The following is a 22,498-nucleotide window of genomic DNA, read 5'->3' as shown; positions in this document are numbered from 1 at the left end:
GGCTACCCATGAGGTATTGAACATTTGTCCCCAGATGATATGATGAAACTATCATACTATAGGAAAAAAGGAGAAACCTCTCTTGAAAAAAACAGGCATGATCGTACTCTGCTTCATATTAGTCATCCTCTGTTATTTTACTATTGTATCAGCAGAAAAAGTATTTCGCTCAGAGTGGCAATTACCTCAGGCATCAGATAAAAAGAAGCAGGAGCAATATCGCCTTGTTTTGATTACCCAAGAACTAGAGACGCCATTCTGGAATAAGGTCAGGGTTGGTGCTTTGGGTCAAGCCAAGAAAGAGAATGTCAGTCTAGAGGTGTGGGGCAGTTATGGCAACAATCAAGAGGATTTTTTGAAAAAACTTGAAATTGCCATTCATTCGAAAGTAGATGGCATTATTGTCCAGGGATTAGATACGGATGAATTCAAAAATCTAACAAAAGTGAAAGCTGCATTTTATGGAATTCCAATCATTACGGTAGCGAATGACGTTCCGATGGAGGAGAGTCTACGAAGAACCTATGTAGGATCGGACCAGTATTTAGCAGGACAGATGATTGCCAAACAGCTCTTATTGGATATGGGCCCCCAAGGTCATGTTATCCTTATGCATGATAGTCATCAGGCATACTTTTTAGAGCAGCGCCTTAAAGGAATGCAAGATGTCTTGGATGATTATCCTAGTGTTCAAACAACTTATGCAGAAACTCCTGATACACGAGAACAGGTAATCGCTACTACACAGGACTTGTTGAACCGGATTCCAAATGTAGATGCGTTCATCGCCGTAAATGCGAATATCTCAGGTGCTATGATACAAGAAATAGAAAGACGTTCCCAAATCAAGCCTTACTATATCTATTCATTTGACGATGGGTCTGAATCTTTGTCTTTACTTATGAAAGGTAAGCTGGACGGGATGATTGAGCAATCTCCAGAGAAGATGGGGAAAATCAGTGTCAGTCTCATCATGAATTGGCTAAAAGGTGATACCGTTCCACTTGATATTAATGGCTATCTCACCGATATTCGAATATTGAAGGCGAAGGATACACAATGAATAGAATTCAAAAGAAAATATGGATGCTTGCCACTGTCGTGCTTTCTATCATGGCGATTATTTGGATAGCGCTTACATACTATAATCAGAAAACTCAAGATCAATATAATGATATTTTACAGCGGTATTTACGCTTAAACGAAGTGACCATCTCAAGTCAGCAGTTAATCATGGATTTAAATAACTACTTGATAAAACCGTCTCCGGCTAATTTAGAACAACTGGCCATGAGCAAAGAAAAGATCCGAAGAGCCAAATACGAAGTCTTTGGTTTGAGGAACTCCGAGAATGATTTTGCCTTGACGAACTACACAAACTTGATTGATAGTCTCATTGAAACAACGGATCGGTCACTTATGTTCCAGTCGGTGCAAGAAACAGAGGCTTCAGCAAAAGAGTTCTCCGAAGCGACTCGCATCTCTGCGTACATATCCGACATGTCGCTTACTTTACTAGACACAGAACTGAAGACGTATGATCGCATCTACCGAGGTATCATTGAACAATCAGTTGAATTAAAAAAGCTGGGTATCTGGGTGATGTTATTAATAACGGTTCTATTGTTAATCATTACTTATTGGTTCTCACGAAGTATAACGAAACCAGTATGGAAACTGACCCAGGCAGCAAATGAGTTAGCCAGCGGTAGATTCGATTTACAAATCGAAGTAAAGTCTGATGATGAAATCTCATTCCTTGCAAAAACATTTGATCATATGAGAATCAACATCAACAACTTAATATCTGAAATTCAAGAGAAGGCGCAGCTTGAGCACGAACTTCAACAGAATAAGCTTTTGTTAAAAGAAAGCCAATTACGTACTCTTCAGAGCCAAATTAATCCACATTTTTTATTTAACACACTAAACACACTTTCTAAAAAAGCTTATTTGGAAGGATCTGAAGAAACTAGTGATTTACTTGTAAGTGTGGCGGGCTTATTAAGATATAACCTTAAGCACTTAGAAAAATCCGTTACTCTCTATGAGGAAGTCATCGTCTTAAAGCAGTACATGGATATCCAAAAAGCGAGGTTTACCGACCGCGTTCAATTCCATATGGACATCGAAGACACTTGCTTGAATGTATCGATTCCAGGCCTGACACTACAGCCAATCGTAGAGAATGCTGTCGTTCACGGGATTGAGCCAAAAGAAGATGGCGGAGTCATTTGGTTCCGTATCAAAGATGATCAAGAACGGGTGCGGATAGAGATTGAAGATGATGGGTTAGGGATGCCAGAACACAAAATTAAACAAATTCTTGAGGAACAACTCGTTGAAACCGATGGACAATCGACAGGGATTGGATTCAGCAACGTCGTTAAGCGCCTACGTCTTTTCTATAGCGATGAAGACGTGATCGATATCGAAAGTGGTAAGGGGACGGGTACGAAGGTTGTGTTGAAAATACCTAAAACAAGGAGAATAGAGAAACATGAAAAAGCTCCTGATTGTTGATGACGAACAGATTGAACGTGAAGGTATACAAGTAATACTGCAGAGAGCATTTCCAGAACTAATCATCGAACAAGCTAAAAATGGGAAAATCGCCGTTGAAATGGCAACCGAGTTCAGACCAGATTTAATCTTGATGGATATCAAAATGCCAGGAATGAACGGACTTGAAGCAATAGAAAGAATCAGTGCAGAACTTCCTAATATCAAATTTGTCATGGTGACGGCATACGATACATTCGATTACGCACGCTTGGCGCTAAAACTTGGCGTAAAGGATTATTTGCTTAAACCAAGCACTGCAAACGAAATAGTAGCAACTGTCGGAAGAGTGTTGAAGCAAACGGAAGAAGAACAGAAGTCGCTTGCGATGAACGAACATCAAAAAGAAGCGTTGCAAAAAGCATTGACGCTTGTGGAAACAGACGTCGTAACACAATTGTTGTTCGATCATGTACATGAAGTTCATTTAGACATGCTAGTAGAGATGTTGGACATTCGTTCAACGAATGAGAAGTTTGTGATGATTGTTTTACTGCCGGCAGGATCTGAAAACTATTATTCTACCATTAAAGAAAAAGTTAGAAGGACGAAAAGCGGATGGGTTGGCGCAATGTATGGGCGTCAACTTCCCATCATCGTTTTCCGTGAACCGGATATTACGTTTCGCTCCCAAGCAAAAAAACTAGCTAATGAGATTCTTTCAGCAGCTAACTCAGATCTCAGAGAAGGATGGTTTGTCGGAATTGGAAACGTATGTGATTCTTTAGAACAAATACGGCAATCTTACCAAGAATCGTTAATTGCTACTATGGATACGTCACTTCAAGACAAATACCGTTTTTATGAAGATGTACCTGTTTTGGGAACGTTAGGCGAAGGGCAACTCGATAAACAGCGTGAAAAACAATACTTAGATAAAGTACGACTTGGCCAATGGGAACAAGCTCGCATGTATGTCATGAATGTCATTCAACGTTATGAAAACGAAGGCGCCAATCTCCTACAAACACAGCAAAGGGTTTTAGAATTGCTCTGGATTGCAACTCGAGTGATGAATGAAATGGGAGTTGAAACGAATACGCCTCTTTATTCCTTCCAGGCTCAAGATTTTCGACAGTTGCGCGCTGAAACAGGTCATTTACTTGATAGAATGAAGCATTCTTACGTGGAACATTATGATCGTTTAGAGGCTGATACGATTCACCAGATCAAACATTATATTATCGAACACTCTCACGAAGATATATCCTTGGACGCATTAAGTAGGAAAGTAGGCTTAAGCCCGATATATATCAGTAAAATATTCAAAGAAAAGCTTGGTATCAATTACATTGATTTTCTAACGGAATGCCGCATTAAAAAAGCAAAGCAATTGATGGGAGATCCAGAGAAAAGTATAAAGGAAATTACATTCGAGGTCGGCTATCACGAACCAAATTATTTTAGCAAGGTGTTTAAAAAAATGTGTGGCACTTCGCCAAAGGAGTTTCGAAAGACACTCTTAGGAACAAAAAGCTGACTAGATGTGACCTAACCTAAAGGGGAGAAACGAATGGGAAGGATTTTGATTCAGATGAGGCTGATCCTGCTCATCCTGACTCTGATGTGCGGTGTCTCAGCATGCGAAGAAGTTGGTGAGCCTAATGGCACGAAAGTGGAACCTGTCTCATTAGATTTGTCACAAAGTGAAGAGACTGGAGAAAAAGAGTCAGATAAGAAGATAAAAATAGGCTTTTCAATGGATACGTTACTTGAAGAGCGGTGGCAAAAGGACAGGGACTTGTTCAAAGAAGCTGTAGAAGCTTTGGGAGCAGAGGTGGAGATTAGGGCAGCGAACGGCGACGATGCAGTACAGATTTCTCAAGCTGAGACATTAATTAGTGAAGGAGTCGATCTCCTAGTTGTCGTTCCCCACAATGCAGAGGCAGCGGCGACGATTGTCAAAAAGGCTCATTTGGCTGGTATTAAAGTGCTCGCATACGACCGCCTCGTTAAAAACGCGAATATTGATTTGTACGTTTCCTTCGATAATGAAAAGGTTGGGGAACTACAAGCCGAAGCGATTACAAAGCTGGTTCCTAAAGGAAAATATGTTTACATAGGTGGAGCCATTACAGACTATAATGCCCACCTCTTCAAAAAGGGAGTTTTCAACGTACTTCAGCCCTTGATAGACAAAGGTGACATTACAGTCGTATTCGATCAATGGACGAAGGATTGGACCCCCGTAAATGCGTTGGCAAACATGGAAGCCGCTCTTAAAGCCAATAACAATCAGATTGATGCAGTGATTGCGGCTAATGATGCAACCGCTGGCGGCGTCATCCAGGCACTCGCTGCCCGAGGACTAGCAGGCAAAATCCCAGTTGCTGGTCAAGATGCGGAGCTCGCGGCTGCGCAAAGAATCGTGGTAGGAACTCAGACGATGACCGTTTACAAGCCAATTAAAGCACTTACCGAGGAAGCGGCCAGACTTGCAGTCAAGCTTGCAAAAGGAGAAAACATTGGTGCAGACAGAAAAGTGAATAATGGAAAAATCGAAGTACCATCCGTTCTACTCTCGCCAATCGCTGTCGATAAGACTAATATCGACAAAACTGTCATTGCAGACGGTTTTCATTCTTGGGAAGAAGTTTATAAGCCTTTAGGAGAGTAAAGGCTAATCTAAGACTGATTGCTTGTGGCAGTTATTTATGGAAGTAAAGATTATTGCCTTGCTCACTTATGATGCGGTGAACCGTACCATAAGTAGGTGAGGTTTTTAAATTCTTGGAAAAATAAAAGCCAAAAATAAATAAGTTATGAATAAAAACTTGCATTTTTTGGCTATTAAAATTTGTGAGTATGGAACTATCGCTCCCATTCGTTCAAAAAGAAACTTAACATCTACTTTTATTTGCCTATTCTTTTTCTTCAACAAGTCCAAATAAATAATTCTGTAAAACACATTAAATTTTAAATTACGTCCAACAAAAACTTGCTGATATTGGACTTTCCCCCATTTTCCTTACCCATCTTGGTGTCTTTCATGAGCCTCAAGTGAATAACTGTAAATCTACTAATAAAAAATAACTTTATGTATAAAATACTTTACATATAAATAAAGATGGTGACTAAAATGGAAACATTGTGGCTATTTCTAGTATTGGCGATTTTTTCTATAATTTCCTTGTATATTTTGATGAAGAAAATGGACGTTACTAACGTCTTGGGCTGTTATTTTTTATCCAATATTCTTATTACAAATACAGGTGTAATCATTAACTTAAATTTAAAATTAACAAAGCAAGATCCATCAAGTCAACTGATTTTTTGGACACAAAAAATTCCTGAGTTGACACTTAAGCCAGCCTTACTTTTATGGTTAATTTATATTTTGTTCTCTAATCGTTCAATTTATAGTAAACTTATTCATCTTTTCGTATTCTTAACAGCACTTATTTCTATTGAAATCTATTTCGTTCAAATTGGATATTTGGAATGGGTAAATTGGAATGTGTTTTATGGATATTTGAGATACAGCTTAATTATTTTATTAATGGTTATTTACTCCTTTTATTTAGAAAAACTTATTAAAAGAGCCAAAGAGGTGAAGACTGATGATTTTCCCCCTTCCTAAGCAATTTGATGCAAATGAAATATTTATTATTATTTCCACAGTTTTATCTTGGGCACTCATGTTTAAATTACCTAGACGCTTATCTGCCGTTACCATCAATATTATTTGGACATTTAATGTCTTTCTTGCTTTGTTGGCCGATATTACCATTAGTGTAAAACCAAATGACTTTTACTTTACGATAGATCATTACACACATGAATTATTTGATATATTATTGCACTTTGCTACTTACCCTACTCTTTCTTACTTTGTAGTAAACGTCTATCAACATAATAAACCAAAAGGTTTAAAGCTTCTTTTTTATATTATTTTTTGGGCAGGGGTAGCTATTGCTCTAGAATGGATTTCAGTGAAATTTCATGTTTTTACATATATGGGTTGGAAATTGTATTTATCCTTTCTCGTTTATTTGGTTGTATTATCGGCTAACATTTGGCTTTCGAACTTTATTGAAAAGAAACACCCTTATAAACCCACTTCAACTAGTGGATTCAATTAAGTCACCATTATGATTGTCAAAGTGAAGTAGAGGAGATTGGACTTATTATCAATTGGAAAGAAGATAAACCAAGAAGAATATACAGTGTCTGTGGAGAAAGTGAGCTCTGTTACGAGCAATTTGTATCCAAACAAAATCAATAACCAATTAAAACAAAATTTTAATTCCTCATTTAGACGCATCACGGTGAACGTATCATAAGTAAATGTGGTTATTTAAGAAAAATACAATAGGTAGATGATTGAAAGAATTAATAATTCTCATAAAGTATTTCCATGCCAGTTGTGGCATAAGAAAAAAGCCGATTATTCCAAAGAATTGGATAATCGGCTTTTCTTATCCTTATTAGAATTAAGGAAGATGGCAGTAAAGAATTTAAAACAACAAGTGGAAAACTTTCGGTCTTTAGACGATAATTCCGGACTTATTTTCAGTTAGTAGTCGAGTAAAAGTACAGTTAGTGCCGATCTGTTATATCTTGGTGGTCTTCCTCCAGGAGAAAAAGTCTGAGCAATAAAAATTCCAATTTCATCTCCAACGTTCAAAAATGCTTGAATTGTTTTTCCTGTAACTGTACTTATGTTGACTGCATCGAAAAATGAACCAATAAGTGGGTCTGATCCATTAGCACAGAGGTTAATGTTGAATAATACGGATTGTTCTTCTTCTAAAATTACTGATACATCTGAGGTAATTTGATAAACACCTGATTTGAGGATTCTAATTCGATTCGTTGCAACATCAGGTCTAGTATTTTGGTATGGTCCTGCTATATCAAAATCCACAAGGTTTCCGGATGAAACAGGAAGAATGACACCATCCGGAAAATACTGTTTGTATAAGGAGCCATAAGCATATGGTTTTATGTTTTTGGTTCTCATTTTTCATCCACCTTGATATTTATTGAACCGTGAAAAATTTCGAATGATATCTTTGGTTGAATGGTAATTTGGATAGGCAATGATTATTCGGTTAAATTTCCGAAACCGCTTCATTCCAAATATAGAATTTCCTTTTTAAAAATATCATGCAATATTGAGTTCTTTTTTGTATTAACGACCGCCTCACTTTTCCCTATTAACATTTTGCGAGGGAAATAAGCCATATCTTTTAGTTTGGAAGGTAAAGTCTGGTGCTGTACTTTCACTCGTTTTTTTGACCACGATAAGGACTTTGGAGATCCAATATGAAAACCCCAATCTCCAAAAGACGGAACGATCGTATGATAACTAAGCGTATTAAATCCTGCACGTTCGATTGTTTTTCCTATACTCCAAAAAACAATGGGGGTGTCTTCGGGGGAGTTTGATTGACAAACAAACAATCCATCATCAGCCAGAGAACGTTTTAAAAGGGAATAAAATTCGATAGTATAAAGATCGCTGATTATACGGTCTGTTGGATCAGGAAAGTCTACAATAATAATATGATAAGGAGAGTGGTTAAAAGCAAGAAATTTAACCGCATCTAAAGGATGGAGTTTTACACGTGAATCGTGAAGAGAATAATCGTTAAGAGAGGCTAAACTTGGAGTATTTTTGGCAGCATTAAGTACTTCAGGATCTAAATCAACAAGATCAACATGTTTAACATCTTTATATTTTAGTACCTCCCGAATGGCAAGACCATCGCCGCCGCCTACTATAAGTACTCGTTTCCGAGAACGCGCAAGACTGAATGCAGGGTGGACCAATGCTTCATGGTAAATTCGTTCATCCAAGGAGCTAAACTGCAACTGTTCATTTAAATACATTCTAATATCACTGGCTTCGACAATATGAATGTTTTGGAAGTCACTTTTCACATTTAATAAATTGTTATGTTTGCCATTTAAGATTGATTGTAGTCCGATGCGGTCCCACTTATCTGCAAAGTAATCATGAGTGTCTTTATGTTGTATAGAGGTATTGGTGATGTGGTTATATCTAGAAGATAAACGGGCGTTTTTCCTTCGCTGTCTTCTGTTCAAGTGGGGTTCCCTCCAATTGAAGCATCAATGGTTGTGATTTCTTCACATTTAATAAGTTGAGGATGGGATACACCACGATCGATGGAATAGATCATTGCATTTTTAATAGACAATTCTTTTAAAAGAAAATTTACTGGGGCGATAAGGTCAGGATTCCCACACGTATAAAAATCCAATGACGCATATCTTTCTTCAGGCCAAGTATGAATGGATAAATGTGAAGTTGATAAAACAAGTACTCCTGTTACTCCTTGTGGCTCAAATTTATGGAAATAAGAGGATATTATCTCCATGCCGGCATCTAAAGCCGCTTTTTTACATGCTTTTTCTAAATATGCAATATTGTTTAAATGTGAAGAATCACACTCAAATCCATCGATAATAATATGCTTTCCTTGCATGGTCAAAGACTCATCATTCCCCTACTTGTTCATTTGAGATTATTTTATGGGATTTTTTTGAAATATCTTGGGTGCTTGTCTTTGTTTTTTGAAAATGGACGAATGAATATCAAACTAACCTACATAAGTACATATTTCTGGAGTGAAGGTGGTTATTCTTCAGTAATCTACTTGGCTCATTAGTGAATATTGATTGCGGAAAATCTAAAAGGACTATAGGGGAGAAGGTAAAATTAAATAGAAAGACCGCAATCTTGCATAGATAGTTTGCGGTCTCTCATAGACAATCAACGTTTTATTCTAAATTGGCGTGTCTGCCATACATCTTATTCGTATCCAAGCCCTTTTTCTCCATGAACCTCAGAATGACAGCATCGCAGAATAGGAAAAGAGTTTGCTCGAATAATGAGCCCATAGGCTGAATGGTTTTATAATCACCTTCCGATTGATCCTTGGGTGAACCAGGTAACTTAATCTTTATATCCGCTATTTTTCCGATTGTAGATTCGGGGAAAATCGTTACGGAGGCAATCGTTCCACCTATACTTTTTGCTTTCTCTGCCATGGAAACAAGGCTTTTCGTTTCTCCTGAACCTGAAGCGATGATCAAGATGTCATCTTTTTCAAAGTTAGGGGTCACCGTTTCGCCTGGTACATAAGCATCTATGCCCATATGCACCATTCGCATCGCAAATGACTTGGCCATAAATCCAGATCTACCTGCGCCAGCTACAAACACTTTTTTTGCTTCAAGAATCCCATTAACCAATTTCTCAGCTTCTTCATCCGAAATGTGGTCAGTTGTTCTGATTAACTCTTTTAAGATCTTAGCTAAATATTGTGACGTATGCATGCTCGACCTTACCCTTTTTTGATCATTTCTTGCATTGTTGCTGCTGTAGCTTTTTTATCAGCTTGACCAGTAATACCGCCGCCAACAATGACAAGGTCTGGATTTACTTTAATAACTTCTGGAAGTGTTTCTAATTTAATGCCGCCTGCGATTGCAGTTTTTGCATTTTTTACAACACTTTTAATGGTTTGCAGATCTTCAAAAGAGTTTTTACCTACTGCTTGAAGATCGTAGCCGGTGTGGACACAAATATAGTCTACACCCATTGCATCGACTTCTTTAGCGCGAGCAGCCAGATCTTTAACAGCGATCATATCAACAAGGATTTTTTTGCCTTGTTTTTTCGCTTCTTCTACAGCACCTTGAATAGACATATCTTCGGCTGTGCCTAGAATCGTAATAATATCAGCACCTGCTTCAGAGGCTTTCATCACTTCATAACCAGCAGCGTCCATGATTTTCAGGTCTGCTAAAACCTTTAAATTAGGGAATGCTTCTTTTACTGCCTTTACTGCATGGAGACCCTCGTTAATTACGACTGGGGTACCGATTTCAACGATATCGATATGTTCCCCCACTTCTTTAACAAGCTCAATTGCTTCTGGAATATTGACTAAATCTAAAGCTAATTGTAATTCCATCTATATTCACTCCTATTAATTTTTTTTCGGATTTTTCGTACAGTTGTACTGTCTCCAAAATTAAATAGATCCTTTTCAGTAATATTATCCTTTTGGAGTATTATCTGTACCAGCAGTCGGATCGATGATGTTCCCAATCGCTGAACAATTGCAAGTATACAACCTATAATCTTTTAATAGAAGTACGCACTTTTATTTTACATAGTCCTAAAAAGTATACTATGGGGTATAATTACGATAGAGGTGAGTGAAATGTCACGAATGCAGGATAAGATTTTTAACTGTGAAAAGGAATTGACGCTATCAGTTATCGGTGGTAAGTGGAAATGCTTATATTATGGCATCTAGGGAAAGAAGGAACCAAGCGATTTGGTGAATTGAAGGCTCTCATGCCAGGGATCACGCAAAGGATGCTTGTGAACCAATTGCGTGAACTGGAAGAAGACTTGATAGTAGAGCGGAAAGTTTACCCGGTTGTTCCTCCAAAAGTGGAATACTCCCTCACTGAACAGGGGAGAAGCTTGATGCCGATTCTCGATGCTATGTATAAATGGGGTAAAAACTATATGGAGACTGTAGGGGTAAATCCTAAGAAAGAGTCAATTAATTAAAACTTGACTATATAAACCGGAACAAATAGCATGACAATATTAGAAAGGGGCAATGTAATATAGCATTGCCCTTTTTTCTTTGTTGGCCTTGTAAAAGGCAAACAAAGTCTATCTATTAAATTGTAATTGCAAAGGTAATGACATACCTTTATTACCCTTTGACTAGTTGTTAATTTATTTTTTCTTTTTCAAGCATATCCTTAACTACGTACTCAATGGTTACATCTCCCAAGACCTTTTCCATCGCTAATTGTGCGGCAGACAATATAGGAATTATCGTATTTTGAATGTTTCTTCCTACAGGACATTTAGGATTTGGACTTTCATGAACATTAAACAACTCATTATCCTGTACGACATTAACTGCCTTATATACATCTAACAGAGTAATGTCAGATAAATTCCTTGCAAGCTTAGTTCCCGGAATACCAGGATGTACCTCTACTAACCCTGCTTTCTTTAGCATTCCAATAATTTTCCTGATAAGTGCTGGATTTGTGTTTACACTTTCTGCTAAATATTCAGATGAACTTACACCGTCTTTATTAAATTCTATAAGAGATAATATATGAACGCCTACAGCAAATCGGCTACTAATGGACATTTATTCATCACCTTTCTTGCATTTTCATAAGGATAAATCTTTTCTTGTAATAAAAGTGGTTACACCGTTTATATTATACCTTAAAAAATTATCATTTATAGTGATTGACAAAATCTTAAGTTGTAATTATTATGGTTACATGTAATTGAAATGGTTACAGTTAATTGAATTGCATGTAACTGAAGGATGGTAAGATAAACATTTAATTAGGAGGAATGGAAGATGAAATTGTTAGTAACTGGAGCTACAGGGAAATTGGGCACCAAAATTGTTGATGCATTGTTGAAAACTGTTCCAGCAAATCAACTTGCTGTTAGTGTTCGTAATCCGGAGAAGGCAGAAGGAATAAAAACTCGAGGAGTAGAAGTTCGCCAGGGAGATTTTGACCGTCCAGAAACTTTAGATACAGCTTTTAAAGGAATCGATCGCTTATTGATTATTTCTGCGGATGGAGACAATGAAACAAGAATTCGTCAGCACACAAATGCGGTTGCTGCAGCAGAGCGAGCCGGTGTTAAATTTATTGTATATACTAGCATTGTAAACGCCCAGGAAAGTAAAAACATGCTTGCTCCAACACATAAGGCAACAGAAGAAGCTATTTTGAAAACAGGAATTCCTTATTCTTTCTTGCGTAACAATTGGTACTTGGAAAATGAAAGTTCAAGCATTCAAGGTGTACTGGCAGGAGCCCCATGGGTGACTTCTGCAGGAACTGGAAAAGTTGGCTGGGCACTGCAACAGGAATATGCAGAGGCTGCCGCGGCAGTATTAGCTGGTAACGGGCATGAAAATACTATTTATGAGCTCTCGGGCAAGTTATTGACACAGGAAGAGTTTGCATCTGCACTTGGCGCTGTATTGGGTAAGGAAGTACCAGTACAACAGGTTGATGATGCTTCTTATGCTGAGATAATGAAGGGTGCTGGCGTTCCAGATTTTCTCATTCCTTTTCTAGTTGGTATCCAGAAAGATATTCGAGAGGCCACACTTGAAATCGAGAGCAGCGATTTTGAAAAACTACTTGGACGTCCGGCTACACCACTTAGCGAAGGGTTATCCCAAATCGTTCAAAGTATCCAATAAAGTGTATTTTGGATTTAATTTTAAACCCGCAAATAAAAATCGCCTTTTAATAAACAAATAAACAACATATTGCAGAAAATAAGTAATAGGTTCGGTTCTTGAGTATAAAAATTAAATTAGCACACAAAGAAGCAGTCCAATTCGCAACTGAATTTGTCTGCTTCTTTGTGTTAATGAGAAATTTTGAAAAGGAATGGTATATTAGGCGACCAACCTATTAATGTTTAAAAGGAGGTAATGATAAATCGTGAAACTGACTATACAAAAATTGGCTTTCTATATGGCCATGGTACAATTTTAAGGCATTTATTGCTTTTTTTGAATCAGCATTATCTTACATATTTCATAAAGAATATCAGCCTGGAAGAATCGGGAGTGGTTTAAATTTCCAAACAATCAACACCATCATCTTTTCGTATAGGTAAACTTGTTAAAAAACAGGCACTAGAAAAAATATAAATCATATATAGGTGATATCCCGTTTTAAATAGTTGAGGAGGATATCATGATACCTATGCTACCTATTGAAAAATATTTCGGTAAGTTAGAACTAGTTTATACATTTTATGGGGCTATGCCTACAGGTGTTAGTGTTTCGGAAACTGGTCGTATTTTCATTTGTTTTCCGAAATGGGGAGACGATGTTGAATTTACGGTTGCGGAAATTGTTGAGGATAAATTGCAGCCTTATCCTAATTTACAAACCAATTTGGTTAACCCTGGGAATATCACAATGACTTTCATCAGTGTCCAAAGTGTAGTTGCTGATGGAAGGGGAACGCTTTGGATATTAGATACAGCAGCACCCAATTTTTCTGAACCTATTAAAGGTGGGGCGAAATTAGTCGCTGTTGATTTAAAAACCAATACAATTAGAAGAGTATATACCTTTACAGAAGATGTTGTCCTGCCAACAACTTACCTAAATGATGTCCGATTTGATTTCCGTGTTGGAAACGCAGGTTATGCCTATATAACGGATTCTTCTTCCAAAGGACCAGGTGCAATTATCGTCGTAGATTTAGAAAATGGAAACGCGTTTAGACGGTTAAGTGGAGCAAATTCAACTTCACCCGATCCCTATTTTATACCGAAAGTAGAAGGAAAAGTGTTGATGAATCGAAATAAAGATGGTGGGACTTCTCCATTTAGATTGGCGTCTGACGGTATTGCGATTTCTCCTGATGGAAAGGTATTATTTTTTTGTCCACTAACAAGTCGTCATCTGTTCTCAATCCCAACAGAAGCCCTGAGAGACAGAAATATACCGGACATGGATTTACCTTATCATGTGGAATATTGGGGAGAAAAAGGTGCATCTGATGGAATGATTACAGATGCAAAAGGGGCCGTTTATGCTGGAGATTATGAGAATAATAGTATTCGAAAGATATTGTCGAATGGCACAATGGAAACCCTCGCACATGATCCGAGAATTTTATGGCCGGATACTTTTTCGATTGGTCCGGATGAATACTTATATGTCATTGTGAACCAATTACATCGGCAGGCAAGATTTCATTATGGAAAAGACCTGCGACAAAAACCTTATAGTTTACTTCGTATGAAAATTGATGAATTTCCTGCTCCTGCCATTTGATAATTAATAAAAGTTGGTTCAATTTTTTGTGAAATTTGAATGGGTAAGCTTAATATAGCTCTATTCATAAAAGAAAAGACATCAAATTTGTAATGTAAAAGAAAATGGGTGGTCGCAAAAGGAGGGAAATCGTATATTTAAATTATTTAAATATAAATGGTTTATTAGGAACAGTTTAGGGTGGTAATGCTAAACTGCTCCTATTTTATTTTTATAGATTGGTAAATTACTTATAATAGTTGGAATATTCGCAAACTGAAGGAAAATCATTAATTTACGATGGCTGAGGATGACCACTGCGACGGTCTTTTCTTGTTAGCTAAACCAGCTAATAGTATTTCACTTTTCACTAAAAAACTTAAATTACCCAGTTATACTAAAAATGCGCATACTGATAACCTTCCGTAAACGGTTATTAGAAGGTTTTTCTGTATTTTGTAAGATATTGTTTTAATCATAATTCTTGAAAGGGGTACTTGTTTTTAATATGGCATTAATCTAATGTAAGAGCTTATTTACATAAGCAATAACGGCTACTTGGTACAACTCACCTTCACTGCTTTTCTAATCGTAAAATGCTCATTAATCTCTTATTTCTAGGGGATTATCTCATCAATCGTTTTCTTTTTCTTGAGTCACGAATTCCAGAAATTCTAACAATGTCCCTAGTCTATCAAGATCGCTTGATACAAAAGCTTTTACTGTATGGTTTTCTTTTATCCAGAAATGCTTGAACCTCACTTTTCCAGACCAACTACTGGATTCATTATTAAATCTCCTACTCCAATAAACAAATTCACCGGTAACCCTCATCCTTCTTGTAGTATCGTAGCTCTTGTTATACGAGATTAAGTCCCAACCGGACTCAAACATGGTTCAAAAGTAGGCGGAAGCGGTTTAACTGACGAGGTAAACGTGTTCCCCTTAATGGAAAGAGGGGTATCTTTTAATGACCGATATTGACTTTAATCCATTAATAGATACCCAGTATTTGAAACTGGTTCCTTTGAGATGGCTTTGCTAATAGTTAAAGCATGGAACCTACAACCAGGATATGGAGCCCTTATTAAGAAAAATACAGTTTTGAAATACTCTCCTGTCAATGCTTGTTTTTGTGTTAGCTGTTGTAATGTATTATTGCTAAAAGTAAGAAACCCAGAAAAGTAATTTGAATCTTATACAATGATTACGGTGTGAAAGGGTAACAGTGACAGGCGGCTTTTCTTCTTCAACTGACGGGCAGATTGAAGATCTACCTGTTTAATATATTGAAGGGAAAAATCAGCTGTTTAATAGCAGCTGATTTTTTTGCATAAAACATACGATACTGCCCTATTGATCTTTAAGGTTTAAAGCGGTATGTACATCCTGCAGTCTCACATTTATTTGGTCACCTAAATGATTAGGGTGATAATATCCATTGGCAGTCATAAAATCTGTTATCTTGGCATGTGTATCCACTGCATTTCTTAATTGCTCGCGAAGAACGAATTTCAGTTCAGGTGTAGCTGTTTCCGTAATAGCAAATGCGAGATTTCTGATGGCAGATTTAGATGAAATCAGAAAATCCGAGGCGATTGTCCGTTCTGTTAATCCTCCCATTCCAGCCATATTTTGCAGGAGATTAGTCATTGTGAGTCACCTCCCGGTTTGTTATAAAGGTCTGAAGTTGCTTTAGACCTTGACTTCCTGATTCTAAATCACCAGAAAGAATCGTTTTAAGATCTCCATCAGGAAGCAATTTGCTCATAGTTGCAGCTTTTGTTAAACATACTGTTTTAAAGGCAATTAACTCGAGTGTCTCCAGTGTTTCATGAAGTCCTAAATATTTTGTCAAGAGTATCTCTCCAATCTTTAAAAACTTCTCTTATCTTGCTTCAGACAGGAGATTCACATTCCACCAAAAATATTCCATAACCAGTAATATTCAATTGAATAATATTCACATATTAAAGGGATTTTAATTTCAGGAGGTGAAGTCATGGAGAAGAAAAGCTTGGCTTATCATGAAACAATGGAAACACATGAGTTATTAAACCTGAATACTGTAAGCTTATTGAAATCAAAGCTTATGCAGGGCCTTTGTTTCGATAATGATTTAAAAGCACTGATGGAAAAAAATGTTCAACAGTCTATTAAGGCGATAAATGAACTTAAAGAATTTTATAAAGGGGCAAGAACCAATTATATTGAATGAGGTGAAAAAAATGGAAATGGATTATTTGGATCCCCAAGGGGCCGAACATATGCCAGAAATGGCAGATTCGGGCATTGCATTGGAGTTTCTTCTTTCAGTTAAAACGGGTATTCATACATATGCCATTGCGTTAACTGAAACATCGAGCCTGGAGTTAAGAGAGGCATTATATAGGCAAATGGAATTATCTATTGATTTACACACCGAGATATCTGAATTGATGATAAGCAAGGGCTGGTTATATCCGAACGATATTGGCAAGCAAGTTGAGTTGGATCTTAAATCTGCCGACAATGCTTTAATGATTGCCGGGATGAACTTATTCCCGAATGATACGGATAGACTTGGAATGTTCGCAACGCCTAATAAATAAGGGAGGTTAGAGAAAAATGAAAGCTGTCACGTACCAGGGGAATAAAAATGTCCAGGTTAAAGAAGTAAAAGACCCAAAAATTAAAAATGGCGATGATATCATTGTAAAAATAACAACTTCTGCTATATGCGGATCCGATTTGCATTTGATTCATCAAATGATTCCCAATATGCCAACTGATTACGTAATAGGCCATGAACCGATGGGGGTAGTCGAAGAAGTAGGACCCGAAGTAACAAAATTGAAAAAAGGGGATCGGGTAATTATTCCCTTTAATGTAAGCTGCGGGCACTGCTGGTACTGTAACCATGACTTAACCAGCCAATGTGATAATTCAAACCCTCATGGTGAAATGGGCGGTTTCTTTGGATATTCAGAAACAACCGGTGGATTTGCTGGCGGACAAGCTGAATATATGCGGGTTCCTTATGGAAACTTTACTCCATTCAAATTACCGGAGAACTGCGAAGTAGAAGATGAAAAGTTAGTGTTACTTGCAGATGCAGCCTCAACAGCTTATTGGAGTGTGGATCACTCCGGTGTCAAAGCTGGTGATACTGTCATCGTTTTAGGATGTGGTCCAGTAGGTCTCCTTGCTCAAAAATTTGCTTGGTTTAAAGGTGCTGAGCGTGTTATTGCGGTCGATTACCTCAAATACCGACTTGAGCATGCGAAACGGACCAATAAAGTAGAGACTGTAAATTTTGAAGAACATGAAAATGTTGGCGAATATTTAAGAGAGATAACACAAGGTGGAGCAGATATCGTTATAGATTGTTCAGGTATGAGTGGCAAGATGACGCCTCTTGAATATCTTGCATCCGGAATGAAGCTTCATGGCGGAGCAATGGGTGGGCTAGTTATTGCGTCACAGGCTGTACGCAAAGCTGGGACCATTCAAATTACCGGTGTTTATGGGGGACGTTATAATGGTTTTCCGTTAGGAGATATTTTCCAAAGAAATGTTGACATTAAAATGGGTCAGGCCCCAGTTATTCCGTATATGCCTTTTCTTTATAATCTTATATCTGAAGGAAAGGTTGATATTGGTGATGTAATTACACATGTACTTCCATTAGACCAGGCGAAGCATGGATACGAAGTTTTTGACACAAGGACCGATAATTGTATAAAAGTCATTCTAAAACCTTAAATTGAATAAATCCAGGATGAATTCCTATATATTCTTTTACACATGGAGGTTGTTATTTTGAATAACAAGAACTCAATATTTGGGATAGCAGTGTTCGGCATACTATTAACAACTATCTACACCGCAATACTTGCATCACAACTAATGACCACAAAACATAAAGTTGATTACCTTTATTTCAAAAATAAATTTACAGAAAGATAAAACAATCCTTTAAGGCGGTGATCACATCGTCTTTTTTTGTTGAATCAATAATTTCTTAATTACCGATAATCACTATGGTTAAAGGTATTGTTGAATATCCTTGATTTCTTGAAGGACTGCAGAGCAAATATGTAAAGTCACCATTAGTAAATTTTGTGAAATATTGGACTTAAACTATAATGTGGGCGAGAGTATAACAAGGAGTTATGGCTACAATCGCACTTGTTTTTTTAAAAGCAATCATGTTTAACAATTAATTACGCTTCATGATTTACGCCATCTTCATGCTACTCTGCTGCTGATATATGGAGAAAACCCCAAAGTCGTAGCAGAACGATTAGGTCATTTGAAAAAGGCTCCTTCAAACAGGCGTAAAACGCTTTAGTATACTAAAGGTGCACTTTATGTTTACTTTTGATAAAATCATGAGGTAAGAGGAGGTTCGGAAAATGCGAAAAACCCTTGCAGGACAAGGGTTTCCAATGATGGAGAATAGGGGGCTCGAACCCCTGACCTCTACGCTGCCAGCGTAGCGCTCTCCCAGCTGAGCTAATTCCCCGAATGAATGATCGGTACATGGAAAATTATAGCCGTTTTTTTGTTTCTGTGCAAGAAAAAAATGATAAAAGCCGCATCCAGCGGCTTTTACAATCCTTCAATCTCAACGCTATGGATATTTTCAAATTTTGAAATCGTGTAATATACATCCGTTATGTGTCTCTTTATATCAACCGTAACCTTTAATTGAACGAGATGATCGCCGCCCTTGAGGTCTTTTATTCGAATGTTCTTAATTGAAATCTTATTTTCTCTAATGTAAGAAATCATATGTGCAATACTTTCCTTATCTGTTATTTGAACTTGTAGCATGATTACTTTTTCTCTCAACTGTTTAGGACCAATCAACCCCATAGCAAAAGGAATGAACTCGACGCTAATGATTAACAATGTAACGCCTGCAATGGCTTCTAAGTAGAATCCTGCTCCTACTGCAATACCAATTCCGGCAGCTCCCCAAATCATGGCAGCGGTGGTTAATCCAGAAATACTGTCATTTCCTCTTCGTAAAATAACCCCTGCTCCAAGAAAACCAATTCCCGAAACAATTTGAGCGGCTAAACGTAATGGATCCATCGTAATATTTATATCGTAATCATGTGGGAAAGTATAGGCAGATTGAATAGAGACAATGGTTAATAAGCAACTGACTATCGAAATAACTAAACTCGTTTTCAGTCCCACAGGTTTTCTTTTCAACTCACGTTCTAATCCGATTACCAAACCTAGAATCGCTGAAATTCCTAATTTTAATAAAATATCGGTATCAATACTCATCATTTTTTTATCCGCCTATGGTAAGATTTTTGTTACATTAGAAATATTGTATGATAATGAAGATAAATTTGCACTTATTCTAATAACTGATAGGAGTTTAAAAATGGAACAGCCTAGAATCAATCCTTATGTTGCACTGGCGATTGGTGTTCTTGCCGTATCTGCATCCGCTATTTTTGTTAAACTTACTACTGCGCCTTCAGGGGTCATCGCTTTTTATCGAATGTTCTTTACAGTACTACTCATGACACCGTTGTTTCTATTAAAGTATTCCTCAGAACTGCGACTTATCACAAAACGTGACTGGTTGTATTCTGCGATCGCAGGAATTTTTCTCGCATTTCATTTTATCCTCTGGTTTGAGTCATTAAACTATACATCCGTTGCAAGTTCGACCGTTTTGGTCACACTCCAGCCATTATTTGCTTTCGTAGGAACTTATTACTTCTTTAAGGAGAAAATATCTTCGAAAGCCATTGTCAGTGGTGTCATTGCCATTGTGGGAAGTATCATTATAAGTTGGGGCGACTTTCAGATTAGCGGATCAGCCTTATTTGGGGATATCTTATCTTTAATTGCTTGTGCACTGGTCACAGCGTACTTATTGGTTGGTCAAACTCTTAGAAAAAGAATTTCGCTTATTACATACACTTTTATCATCTATTCGATGAGTGCCATCACATTATTTATCTATTTACTTATTGTAGATGCACCGCTATTTTCCTATCCGGCTTCAGATTGGATGTACTTTCTATTATTGGCACTCATTCCAAACTTACTGGGACATACATTGTTTAATTGGTCTTTAAAATGGTTAAGTACATCAACGATTTCAATGGCTATATTATTTGAACCTGTTGGTGCAACAATCTTAGCTTTCTATATATTAGATGAATATGTTATTTGGTCGCAGATTCTGGGTGGATTTGTGGTAATGGTGGGTATATCATTATTTCTTTTAGATGAGCGGAAAATAAAACAGCTTAAACAAAGGGGAGTATAATAGTAGAAGAGGGTGTCCCAAAATTGTGGGACACCCTCTTTCTATATTATTGATTTAAAGCATTTAGTGCATTGATTGCTCCATGACCTGACTCACCGTCATAGCCTGGTTTAAACCAATCATCAGCAGAAGATTGTATAATATGCTTTACTTGAGATGGTGAAAGAACATCTTTCCCGTACTTCGCAATAATTACTCCAGCTAAACCGGCTGTTTTAGGTGCGGCCATAGATGTGCCAATATACCAAGCATATCCGCCTGGAATCGTAGATAAGCAGCGTTTATTCCCTTCGCGTAGTGTAAGATCTAAATTAGCTCGCCATGCAGTTCCGTAGTCTCCTCCTGGAGCAATAACATCAATTTTACCTACACCGTAGTTAGAGTACCATGCTAAATTTTGTTCTTGACCACTAGAAGCAACACGAATCATTCCTTGGTTGCTAGGACTTCTGTGTGTAGCACCTTTATCGTCCCCAGAAAGTTTACCAGGGCTAGAAATATCTGCAGCAGCATTACCAGCAGAACCGACCACTGTCACACCTTTATTAATCGCGTATTGTATGGCTCTGTTAAAAAGACGAACGTCGGCAACCACATCTTTTGTTGCGTATTCAGGATTTTGGAACCAATCATATCCACCAAGAGACATGTTAACGACATCTACATTATCGTCTGCAGCAGTCATCAACGCGTTAGCGATGTCTGATGTTGCAGCACTTTCATCAGGACCGAATACACGATAAGCAGCTACTTTCAGTTCAGGGCCAATTCCTAACACACGTCCATTTCCTGCAATTGAACCGGCAACATGAGTACCGTGTCCGTCTTCATCCATCGGGCTCTCAATGCCCGGAACAAAAGATTTCCCGTATGCATAGTTGTTCTTAATATCTGGATGAGTATAATCAATACCTGTATCAACTACGGCGACAATAATGTCTTTTCCATTAGTAGATTTACCAGAACCTCCAGCCAAGTCCCAAGAGTCTCCATCGTGAGTAACCTGTTTAATATCCCATTGATACTTCTTATATAAATCATTTGATTCCCCAGAAGAAAAACTATCTGTGAGGAATTCTTTTTCCAAAGCTGTTTCACGCTTAACGGTATTTTCTAATCCAGCATCCAGCACAGAAGAACTTTCTTTAATCTCAGCTAAGAAATTAGGGTTTGATGAGGTTACCTCTACAGCACCTAATTTAGAAAGAGATTTTTTTACTTTCCCTCCTGCTTGATTGATCAAGTTTAAATAATTTACAGGGAGATTAGCTTCGCTTTTAAAAACTACCAAATAGTTTTTATCGACCTGTTGAGCATGTCCTACTCCGAAGCTTCCCAAGAATACAGCAGCACTCAAAGATGCAGATAACGCACCCGCAATGAACTTCTTTTTCATTAGACAACCTCCTATGTATTTCAGAATTTTCTATCAATTAAAAGTATAGAAGATAAACTCAAATTCAAACAATGAGTAATTAGGATTGATTTAATGGAGTTTCGACTGGAAAAGGATGGGTAGAAAGTTGGTTTAAGAAGTTTAGATAAATCATGATAATGATTAAGTGATTCATACAATTAAATAGTAGGAGAAAATATATAAAACTTTTTTTGAAAATTATATTGCAAACATAATTTTATCGTGATATATTATTTCTTGTCATCACAAGGGAGTTAGCAACTAAGCAACATCGCAAAAAACAGTTTTAAAAAAACTGTTGACAGCAAGTTAGCTAACATGTTATATTGATAAAGTCGCTTCTGAGAGAAACGACAAAATGAAATAAATTGTTCCTTGAAAACTAAACAAACAAAAATGTCAACAAA

Annotated in this window: 24 protein-coding genes, 1 tRNA gene and 3 pseudogenes; 15 read left to right on the top strand and 13 right to left on the bottom strand. The window is 37.3% G+C overall.

Annotated elements, in window-relative coordinates:
* Positions 1-82: 82 nt before the first annotated feature.
* From BMZ31_RS15820 to BMZ31_RS15795, 6 genes are all read left to right on the top strand, one after another.
* A complete protein-coding gene (locus BMZ31_RS15820) occupies positions 83-1,063 on the top strand; it encodes a sugar ABC transporter substrate-binding protein (RefSeq protein ID WP_090832905.1) in 981 nt (326 codons plus the stop codon).
* Positions 1,060-2,523, top strand: coding sequence for a sensor histidine kinase (locus tag BMZ31_RS15815; protein ID WP_090832904.1), 1,464 nt, complete (start codon positions 1,060-1,062; stop codon positions 2,521-2,523). Before BMZ31_RS15820 ends, BMZ31_RS15815 begins: the two co-directional genes overlap by 4 nt.
* On the top strand, positions 2,501-4,042 hold the full coding sequence (locus BMZ31_RS15810; RefSeq protein WP_090832903.1) for a response regulator: 1,542 nt from the start codon (positions 2,501-2,503) through the stop codon (positions 4,040-4,042). Before BMZ31_RS15815 ends, BMZ31_RS15810 begins: the two co-directional genes overlap by 23 nt.
* Before the next feature lie 33 nt (positions 4,043-4,075).
* On the top strand, positions 4,076-5,179 hold the full coding sequence (gene xylF / locus BMZ31_RS15805) for a D-xylose ABC transporter substrate-binding protein (RefSeq protein WP_090832902.1): 1,104 nt from the start codon (positions 4,076-4,078) through the stop codon (positions 5,177-5,179).
* Between the two features lie 462 nt (positions 5,180-5,641).
* Positions 5,642-6,142 carry a hypothetical protein gene (locus BMZ31_RS15800; RefSeq protein WP_090832901.1) on the top strand — a complete coding sequence of 167 codons (501 nt, stop codon included), beginning with the start codon at positions 5,642-5,644 and terminating at the stop codon, positions 6,140-6,142.
* Entirely contained in the window at positions 6,123-6,644 is a 522-nt protein-coding gene (locus tag BMZ31_RS15795; protein WP_090832900.1) for a hypothetical protein, read from the top strand. Before BMZ31_RS15800 ends, BMZ31_RS15795 begins: the two co-directional genes overlap by 20 nt.
* Positions 6,645-7,078: 434 nt before the next feature.
* On the opposite strand, the gene BMZ31_RS15785 is transcribed toward BMZ31_RS15795, so the two are convergent.
* From BMZ31_RS15785 to hxlA, 5 genes are all read right to left on the bottom strand, one after another.
* Positions 7,079-7,525, bottom strand: a complete 447-nt coding sequence (locus BMZ31_RS15785; RefSeq protein WP_090832898.1) for a hypothetical protein — start codon at positions 7,523-7,525, stop codon at positions 7,079-7,081.
* A 110-nt stretch (positions 7,526-7,635) separates the two neighbouring features.
* Positions 7,636-8,613 (bottom strand): spermine/spermidine synthase domain-containing protein, encoded by a 978-nt coding sequence (locus tag BMZ31_RS15780; protein ID WP_090832897.1) that lies wholly within the window; start codon positions 8,611-8,613, stop codon positions 7,636-7,638.
* A complete protein-coding gene (gene speD / locus BMZ31_RS15775; protein WP_254778878.1) occupies positions 8,610-9,014 on the bottom strand; it encodes an adenosylmethionine decarboxylase in 405 nt (134 codons plus the stop codon). The genes BMZ31_RS15780 and speD overlap by 4 nt, the downstream gene beginning before the upstream one ends.
* Before the next feature lie 295 nt (positions 9,015-9,309).
* The gene (gene hxlB, locus BMZ31_RS15770; RefSeq protein ID WP_090832895.1) at positions 9,310-9,867 is read right to left on the bottom strand and encodes a 6-phospho-3-hexuloisomerase; all 558 of its coding nucleotides are present in this window, start codon (positions 9,865-9,867) and stop codon (positions 9,310-9,312) included.
* Positions 9,868-9,875: 8 nt separating this feature from the next.
* A complete protein-coding gene (gene hxlA / locus BMZ31_RS15765; protein ID WP_090832894.1) occupies positions 9,876-10,508 on the bottom strand; it encodes a 3-hexulose-6-phosphate synthase in 633 nt (210 codons plus the stop codon).
* A gap of 252 nt (positions 10,509-10,760) precedes the next feature.
* Between hxlA and BMZ31_RS15760 the strand changes: the two are divergent.
* A pseudogene (locus BMZ31_RS15760) lies at positions 10,761-11,119 on the top strand (winged helix-turn-helix transcriptional regulator).
* A 169-nt stretch (positions 11,120-11,288) separates the two neighbouring features.
* Here the strand turns inward: BMZ31_RS15760 and BMZ31_RS15755 are convergent.
* Positions 11,289-11,723, bottom strand: a complete 435-nt coding sequence (locus BMZ31_RS15755; protein WP_090832893.1) for an Rrf2 family transcriptional regulator — start codon at positions 11,721-11,723, stop codon at positions 11,289-11,291.
* A 222-nt stretch (positions 11,724-11,945) separates the two neighbouring features.
* On the opposite strand from BMZ31_RS15755, the gene BMZ31_RS15750 reads away from it, so the two are divergent.
* The 3 genes from BMZ31_RS15750 to BMZ31_RS15745 all read left to right on the top strand — a co-directional run bounded on the left by BMZ31_RS15750 (position 11,946) and on the right by BMZ31_RS15745 (position 14,409).
* Complete coding sequence (locus BMZ31_RS15750; protein WP_090832892.1) at positions 11,946-12,809, top strand: SDR family oxidoreductase; 864 nt, start codon at positions 11,946-11,948, stop codon at positions 12,807-12,809.
* Positions 12,810-13,046: 237 nt separating this feature from the next.
* On the top strand, positions 13,047-13,193 hold the full coding sequence (locus BMZ31_RS20420) for a hypothetical protein (protein ID WP_175478145.1): 147 nt from the start codon (positions 13,047-13,049) through the stop codon (positions 13,191-13,193).
* Between the two features lie 121 nt (positions 13,194-13,314).
* A complete protein-coding gene (locus BMZ31_RS15745; RefSeq protein ID WP_090832891.1) occupies positions 13,315-14,409 on the top strand; it encodes an L-dopachrome tautomerase-related protein in 1,095 nt (364 codons plus the stop codon).
* A 498-nt stretch (positions 14,410-14,907) separates the two neighbouring features.
* On the opposite strand, the pseudogene BMZ31_RS20795 reads toward BMZ31_RS15745, so the two are convergent.
* The 4 genes and pseudogenes from BMZ31_RS20795 to BMZ31_RS15730 form a co-directional block, all read right to left on the bottom strand.
* Positions 14,908-15,058: pseudogene (locus BMZ31_RS20795) on the bottom strand (IS110 family transposase); the annotation flags it as partial.
* On the bottom strand, positions 15,022-15,282 hold the full coding sequence (locus BMZ31_RS20565; protein ID WP_139206624.1) for a hypothetical protein: 261 nt from the start codon (positions 15,280-15,282) through the stop codon (positions 15,022-15,024). The gene BMZ31_RS20565 and the pseudogene BMZ31_RS20795, both read right to left, overlap by 37 nt.
* A gap of 459 nt (positions 15,283-15,741) precedes the next feature.
* Positions 15,742-16,041, bottom strand: a complete 300-nt coding sequence (locus BMZ31_RS15735) for a spore coat protein (RefSeq protein WP_090832889.1) — start codon at positions 16,039-16,041, stop codon at positions 15,742-15,744.
* On the bottom strand, positions 16,034-16,246 hold the full coding sequence (locus BMZ31_RS15730; RefSeq protein WP_090832888.1) for a hypothetical protein: 213 nt from the start codon (positions 16,244-16,246) through the stop codon (positions 16,034-16,036). Before BMZ31_RS15730 ends, BMZ31_RS15735 begins: the two co-directional genes overlap by 8 nt.
* A 144-nt stretch (positions 16,247-16,390) precedes the next feature.
* Between BMZ31_RS15730 and BMZ31_RS15725 the strand changes: the two genes are divergently transcribed.
* The 4 genes and pseudogenes from BMZ31_RS15725 to BMZ31_RS20790 form a co-directional block, all read left to right on the top strand.
* Positions 16,391-16,606: a spore coat protein gene (locus tag BMZ31_RS15725; protein WP_090832887.1), complete on the top strand. Its 216-nt coding sequence runs from the start codon at positions 16,391-16,393 to the stop codon at positions 16,604-16,606.
* Between the two features lie 10 nt (positions 16,607-16,616).
* Positions 16,617-16,979: a spore coat protein gene (locus BMZ31_RS15720; protein WP_090832886.1), complete on the top strand. Its 363-nt coding sequence runs from the start codon at positions 16,617-16,619 to the stop codon at positions 16,977-16,979.
* Between the two features lie 16 nt (positions 16,980-16,995).
* Complete coding sequence (locus tag BMZ31_RS15715) at positions 16,996-18,132, top strand: zinc-dependent alcohol dehydrogenase (protein WP_090832885.1); 1,137 nt, start codon at positions 16,996-16,998, stop codon at positions 18,130-18,132.
* A 469-nt stretch (positions 18,133-18,601) separates the two neighbouring features.
* Positions 18,602-18,682, top strand: a pseudogene (locus BMZ31_RS20790) (site-specific integrase); the annotation flags it as partial.
* Positions 18,683-18,822: 140 nt separating this feature from the next.
* Here the strand turns inward: BMZ31_RS20790 and BMZ31_RS15710 are convergent.
* A tRNA-Ala gene (locus tag BMZ31_RS15710) sits at positions 18,823-18,895 on the bottom strand.
* 86 nt (positions 18,896-18,981) lie between these two features.
* The gene (locus tag BMZ31_RS15705) at positions 18,982-19,674 is read right to left on the bottom strand and encodes an MgtC/SapB family protein (protein ID WP_090832884.1); all 693 of its coding nucleotides are present in this window, start codon (positions 19,672-19,674) and stop codon (positions 18,982-18,984) included.
* A 100-nt stretch (positions 19,675-19,774) separates the two neighbouring features.
* Here BMZ31_RS15705 and BMZ31_RS15700 point away from each other — a divergent pair, with 100 nt between their 5' ends.
* Positions 19,775-20,674, top strand: a complete 900-nt coding sequence (locus BMZ31_RS15700; protein ID WP_090832883.1) for a DMT family transporter — start codon at positions 19,775-19,777, stop codon at positions 20,672-20,674.
* Between the two features lie 46 nt (positions 20,675-20,720).
* On the opposite strand, the gene BMZ31_RS15695 is transcribed toward BMZ31_RS15700, so the two are convergent.
* On the bottom strand, positions 20,721-22,070 hold the full coding sequence (locus BMZ31_RS15695; protein ID WP_090832882.1) for a S8 family peptidase: 1,350 nt from the start codon (positions 22,068-22,070) through the stop codon (positions 20,721-20,723).
* Between the last annotated feature and the right edge of the window lie 428 nt (positions 22,071-22,498).

The sequence above is a fragment of the Bacillus sp. cl95 genome (genome assembly GCF_900115925.1).
GTDB lineage: Bacteria > Bacillota > Bacilli > Bacillales > Cytobacillaceae > Neobacillus_A.
The sequence above is the reverse complement of the archived record's forward strand: the minus strand, read 5'-3'. Positions and strand labels throughout refer to the sequence as shown.